Origin of the sequence: Bartonella grahamii ATCC 700132 (genome assembly GCF_000518085.1) — a bacterium.
GTDB classification, from domain to species: domain Bacteria; phylum Pseudomonadota; class Alphaproteobacteria; order Rhizobiales; family Rhizobiaceae; genus Bartonella; species Bartonella grahamii.
The window spans coordinates 4,259-10,745 of the sequence record NZ_KI912381.1 but is presented as its reverse complement, the minus strand read 5'-3'; the positions used below and the strand labels follow the sequence as shown (position 1 = coordinate 10,745).

Annotated in this window: 1 pseudogene; it reads left to right on the top strand. The window is 41.1% G+C overall.

Features of this window, described 5'->3' with window-relative positions:
- Positions 1–749 precede the first annotated feature (749 nt).
- A pseudogene (locus tag U736_RS12470) lies at positions 750–6,487 on the top strand (hypothetical protein); the annotation flags it as partial.

The window sequence follows — 6,487 nt, the reverse complement described above, 5'->3', positions numbered from 1 at the left end:
CAGTAGCCGATGGACCTAAAGCAACAGATGAGGCTATAAACTTTGAGATTTTATAGAAGCTTTTTCTATATTTTTGTTGAAAAAAGATCACAGTAGAATCCATATTGCTAAAAAGTCATATTTTTATGTTGCTATTTTCTTGAACAGTCTATAGTGATGCGGAAATGTATATTAGTAAGACTCATTTTGATAAAATAACTTTCAAAGGGGGGATAAGTAGTGCGTGAAGATAGAAGGTACATCACAAGACCGCGCATGTATTATTACATGATACTATAGAAAGAGAAAACCTAACTAAAGAGCTGATTATCCGAGGCGAACTAGATTTCGAACATATTACAATCTCTTTTTACTTTACTTGTTATTAACAAAAAAATGCTTTTTTAATAAAACTAAAGTCTATAATTAGGAAAACACAAACGAAAACCTTTTTTGAAAGATTTTATATTAACGACTACCAAGTAAAAAATAAGATTAAATATGCAAGACCTCTTTTTTAATTAGGAAAAACAGCACATTAAAACCCTTAGACTCTAAATGTGTTATTTTTATGTCCACAAAACATAATAAAAAACAAACATTTAAGTCGCAACACTAGAGAGCACAAACAAAACAAGATTAAAGACTCAAAATGTTCACACTCTAAGCAACGATCCTCTGTTCTCAATTCTAAAGAGGTCAATAATGCTAAAATGTGTCTTTTTTATGTTTTGGAGGTGTTTTTAAGTTTTTTCATTGGAGAGTTTGTTATGAAAAAAATATATGCCCCAAAAGCAGCGAGTGAATTAAAACGTTCTCGTTTTTCTTTTGTTAAAGTTCTTTCGTTGGCTACAGCGGCTACATTTTTATCGAATGTTACACCTGTTTTTTCAGCAAATTCTGATTTTAGAAACACATTTCTTGAGGGTGTTAACAGTGCTGGTGTCTCTTATCCAGAAAACATCATCTCTGTTGCTGGTTTGAATACTTCTTCTGTTTCAAAAGACAATTATTTAACAGCGCTGAATGTTGCTTTGACACCCAAGGTAAATGCTGCTGATGACTATGCAAATTTTTTAACCAAAGCTCTTCTAAGTCCGAGCGATGAGAGTTCTATAATAAATGTTTTGACAGCAAACAGTAATAACCTATCGAAAAAAACGTTAGAAGCAGGGGGGCAATATAAAAAGCCTCTCATTAGTCCACAGTCCTTTGTGGTTGATAGCTCTGCAGACCAACAGCTTGCGCAGGATGATGAGAATGCAGATATTATTAATGTATCTAATATTTTGCGGGGTGGTTCACCTGGGGGAATGCAACGTGATGTATCGGGAAATAATGTCATTTTTGGTAACGGCGTTGATGCGAAGGTCGACAGCAGTGTTGTTATTGGTTTTCAAGCGAAGGCGAAGTCAGATCCTAAAGATCCAGATCAATCGCCAGTAAAGTCATCTGTTGTTATTGGTTCTTCCTCGAGTGTCAATAAAGGTGAAAGCGTTGCCGTTGGTCATTTCGCAAGTACAAAAAAGGAAGGCTCGATTGCCATTGGTGGTTATGCAACAGTATATGATATTTACGGTATAGCTTTAGGTGATGGGGCGGCTGCGGGGATTGAATATGGTGTTGCTGTAGGGAGGTCGGCTGGCGCTTATGGAAAAAACGCTATCGCAATAGGTTCTGACGGTGATGGCGTCAGTGACGCCAATGGGACCAATCATCATACCCTTGGGCAGGGAGATTATTCAATAGCTGTGGGTTCTCGTGCTGAGAGTTGGAAGGAGGGAACAATTTCTATTGGTTATAAAGTAAAGACAATGAACAACTATGCCGTTGCTTTCGGTTTTGGTTCGAGAGCAGAGGGAGATGGAGCTATCACTATAGGTGCCAACTCTGCATCTGCGGCGCAAGATACCGTTGCTATAGGCTTTAAGTCTATAACGGCAGGTGTTGCAAGTACTGCTATAGGTGCCAATACTATTGGTGCTGTTGAGGGTGGTGTTGCTCTAGGGAGCAATTCTGTAGCCGATAGGGTTGCTGGTGTTGCTGGTTTTAGCCCTTTGCTTAAGGGAGCTGCAACTGATAAAGGAATTACATGGAAAAGTACGCTCGGTGCTGTGAGTATTGGTAATGCTAGTCAAGGAAAAACGCGCCAAATTACCGGAGTAGCAGCTGGTACTGAACTGTCTGATGCTGCTAATGTTGAGCAGGTTAAGTCCTTACAAATGTACGTAGATCAAGGTTGGAATCTTTCTGTTGGTGGTGCAAATGCTAAAGCTGTTGGCATAAAAGATACAGTGGATTTAGCAGCTGGAAGTAGTAATCTTCAGATTACAAAAGGCAAGGACGACAATAAAGTAAAATTTGATCTGGCTAAGGATATTACACTCAATAGCATAAAAGCAGGAAGCAGCACCTTGAATGCAACAGGCTTAGTGATTACTGATGGTCCGAAAATAACGACGGCTGGTATTCATGCAGGTAGTAAAAAGATAACGGGAGTTGCAGCGGGTACTGATGATACTGATGCAGTGAATTTTGCACAGTTAAAAGCAGCACAAGCAGGACAAGCCGCAGGGGGTATAAAAGGTTTAAAAATTAACACTACTGGCAAAGATTTTGCAGATGCTATAGCTGATGCAGAAAATTCAGTTGCTCTTGGGAGCAAGGCCAGCGTTAGTCAACTCTCCAGCAGTGCTATTGCTTTGGGTAATAGCGCAGTGGTTGCTGAAAAAGCCACCTCTGCGATTTCTATTGGTCACAACGCAAAAGTATCAGTTAAAGATGGTATTGCTCTAGGAAGCGATTCTGTAGCCGATAGGGTTTCTGGTGTGTTTGGTTATGCTCCTTCGTTGGATGATGGGTTTTCAAAAAATGACACAGCTCAGTGGAAAAGTACGGCGGGCGTTTTGAGTATTGGTAACCATGCAAAAGGAATAACACGACAAATTACAGGAGTTTCAGCTGGTAGTGAAGCTACCGATGCAGTGAATGTTATGCAGTTGATGGACTTAAAACACTTCGTACAAACAAACGGTTGGAAACTGTCAGTTGGAGGTGCAAATGGCACAACTGTTCTTATGGATGGTAATGTAGATTTTTCAACTGGAAATAGTAATCTTCAGATTACAAAAGGCAAGGACGACAATAAGCTAAAATTTGATTTGGCTCAAGATGTTGCATTAACGAGCTTAAAGGCAGGTACAAATACCCTAGACGCAACAGGTCTGGTAATTACTGATGGTCCGAAAATAACCACCGGTGGTATTGATGCTGGTAGTAAGAAGATAACAGGCATTAAAGAAGGCGCGCTCTCAGCAGAATCGACCGAAGCAGTAACTGGTTCCCAGCTTTTTGCAGCAAATACTGAAATTGCTAATGTAAGAGACAGTATTCTTGTCAAGCAAGCAGCAGAGAAGACTTTAATGCGTAGTCTCCGTGAAGGAGGAGCAGGTCCTATCACTATTGGTAAGGAAACAGGTGGCACCGAAATCAGTATTCTAAATAAGGATAATGGAGGACGGAAACTTTCCGGTTTACTCGACGGGGCAATCAGTAAAAATTCAGACGAAGCCGTAAGTGGTGGTCAGCTTCATAGTCTAGGGAGCAGTGTTGCATCTTATTTTGGTGGTGGTTCTAGCTATGAAGGAGGGGCTTTGACCGGTCCAAAATTCACGCTTAAAACCTTCACAGCTGATGGTAAAGAAGGTGCTCCAAAAGACTATCCTGATGTAGCACAAGCTTTTGCAGGAATTGATGATAATTTCCAAAATGTGAATACTAATGTGCAGAACATTGTTAAAGATTTTAAAGAACAAGTCACGAATATCACACAAGAAGTTCAAGGCGATTCTTTATTATGGGGTGGAGATGCCTTTGTCGCACAGCATAAAACGGAAGAAGGTGAAAAGACAAACAGCAAGATAAAATTCCTTGCCGAAGGAGATATTACGAAGGGTTCCACGGAAGCTGTCACAGGAGGACAACTTTATACACAGCAAAACCAGTTTGCGAAGTATCTTGATGACAAAGCAGGCTATAATGAGGAAGGCGCATGGAATGGACCGACCTTTAAGGTAAAAACCTTCAATAAAGATGGTAAGGAAGTTGAAGAAACGCCTACCAGTGTTTCTAAGGCATTTGAACTTGTAAGTAATTCTTTCACGAACGTTGTTAAAGACTTTAAAGAACAAGTCACGAATATCACACAAGAAGTTCAAGGCGATGCTTTGTTGTGGGACAAGACTAAAGGCGCCTTTGTAGCGCAGCATGGGGCAAAAGAAAGTAAGACAAACAGCAAGATCACGTTGCTTGCAAATGGGGACATTAATGGTAGCTCAAGCGATGCGGTAGCAGGCAATCAGCTTCATAGCCTAGGGAGCAGTGTTGCATCTTATTTTGGTGGTGGTGCTAAATATGAAGGTGGCGCATGGACTGCTCCTAACTTCACGGTTAAAACCTTCGATGCTGATGGTGGATCTAAAGATCAGGATTATCCTGATGTAGCAAGTGCTTTTGCAGGAGTTGGTAGTTCTCTGACGAATGTTCAGAATAAATTGACTGAACAGGTTAATAATGTGATTAACAAAGTAGAAAGCGAAAGCTTTGTTCAGCAAGACCAAACAACGCATCGTCTCACTATTGGAGCTGCAGTAGAAGGAAGTGAAATCAACATAGCCAACAAGACTGGTGTGGCACGGACACTTTCTGGTGTTGGGGAAGCGACCAAGGATAATGAAGCCGTTAACAAAGGACAGCTTGATAAAGGCTTGAAAGATCTTTCGAACAGTCTTCAGTCAGATGAATCAGCAGTTGTTCATTACGATAAAAAAGAAGACGAAAATGGTAGCATTAATTACACGAGTGTGACTTTAGGCGGTAAAGATAAGACAGCAGTAGGTCTCCATAATGTTGCTGATGGTAAGATAGCCAAGGATTCACGTGATGTAATCACGGGTGGTCAGGTTAACACAATCGGTGAGGATGTTGCCAAGTTTTTAGGTGGAGATGCTGCATTTAAAGATGGCTCTCTTACACAGCCAACCTATAAATTGTCGCACATTGCCACAGATGGAGTTGTGACAGAGAGTTCGTTCCAAGGTGTTGGAACCGCTTTTGCAGGTCTTGATAGCAATATCAAGAATGTGAATGCTCGCATTAAGGAAGTCTCAGAAGGAGTTGCGCATGATTCCTTGTTGTGGAATGAAAGTGCAAAAGCCTTTGTAGCGCAGCATGAAAAGCAGGAAAAAGGAGACGACGGTACAGTTGTCGTGACACAAGAAAACAGCAAGATAACGTCTCTTGCCGCAGGAAGTATTACGAAAGATTCCACAGACGCCGTTAATGGCTCACAGCTTCATACATTGGGCACAGGGGTTGCTACGTCTTTAGGCGGTGGCGCCAAGTATGAGAGTGGAACATGGACCGCTCCTACATTCACGGTTAAGACTGTTAAGGATGATGGTACTGAAGAAGAGAAGAAGTATACTACTGTTGCAGAAGCTTTTGCTGATGTTGGTACATCTTTCACGAATATTAAAAACGATATCACCAATGTAAAAGGTGATAGCCTTGTTAAGTGGAATGAAGAGACAAAGGTTATCAAGATTGGTGGCGAAAAAGATGGTACGACAATCACTGTTGCAGATAAGGATAGTAAGGCTCGAATTCTCTCTGGCGTGAAGGATGCAGAAAAGGGTGACGAAGCGGTTAATAAAGCCCAGCTTGATAGAAACGTGGATGCACTTACGAATGAAATTAATGACGTGCGTTCTGTAGCAGTTTTCTACGATATAGAAGAAGATACAGAAGAGGTCAGTACACTTACCAGAACAGCACCTAAAGTTAATAAGAATAGTGTGACTTTTGGAGATCCGAGCAAGGGTCAGGTTGGCTTGCATAATGTTGCCGCTGGTAATATTGCTAAGGATTCACATGATGCTGTAAATGGTGACCAGCTTCATACCGTAGGTAGCAATGTTGCATCTTATTTAGGTGGTAGTGCTACATTTAAAGATGGTGTTTTTACATCTCCGACTTATAACATCTCTAATATTACTGACAATGGTACAGTAACGACTAGTTCATATAACGATGTTGGTTCAGCTTTTGCTGGTCTTGATGCGAGTGTCAAGAATGTGAATACGCATCTAACGAATGAGGTCAAAAATTTTGCTGACAAACTAACGAATATTACGCAAGCAGTTCAAGGCGATGCTTTGCTGTGGAGCAAAACTGATAAAGCCTTTGTTGCGCAGCATGGAGAAGAAGGAAAAGAAAAAACAAATAGCAAGATCACGTTTCTTGCAGCTGGAGCTGTCAGTGAAACTTCAACAGATGCAGTAAATGGCTCACAGCTTCATACCTTGGGCACTGGTGTTGCTAAGTCTTTAGGCGGTGGCGCTGTCTATGCGGATGGTAAATGGACGGCTCCTACATTCACGGTTAAATCGGTTAAGGATGATGGTGTTTCTGAAGATAAGGTTTATTCTGATGTAGCATCTGCTTTGAG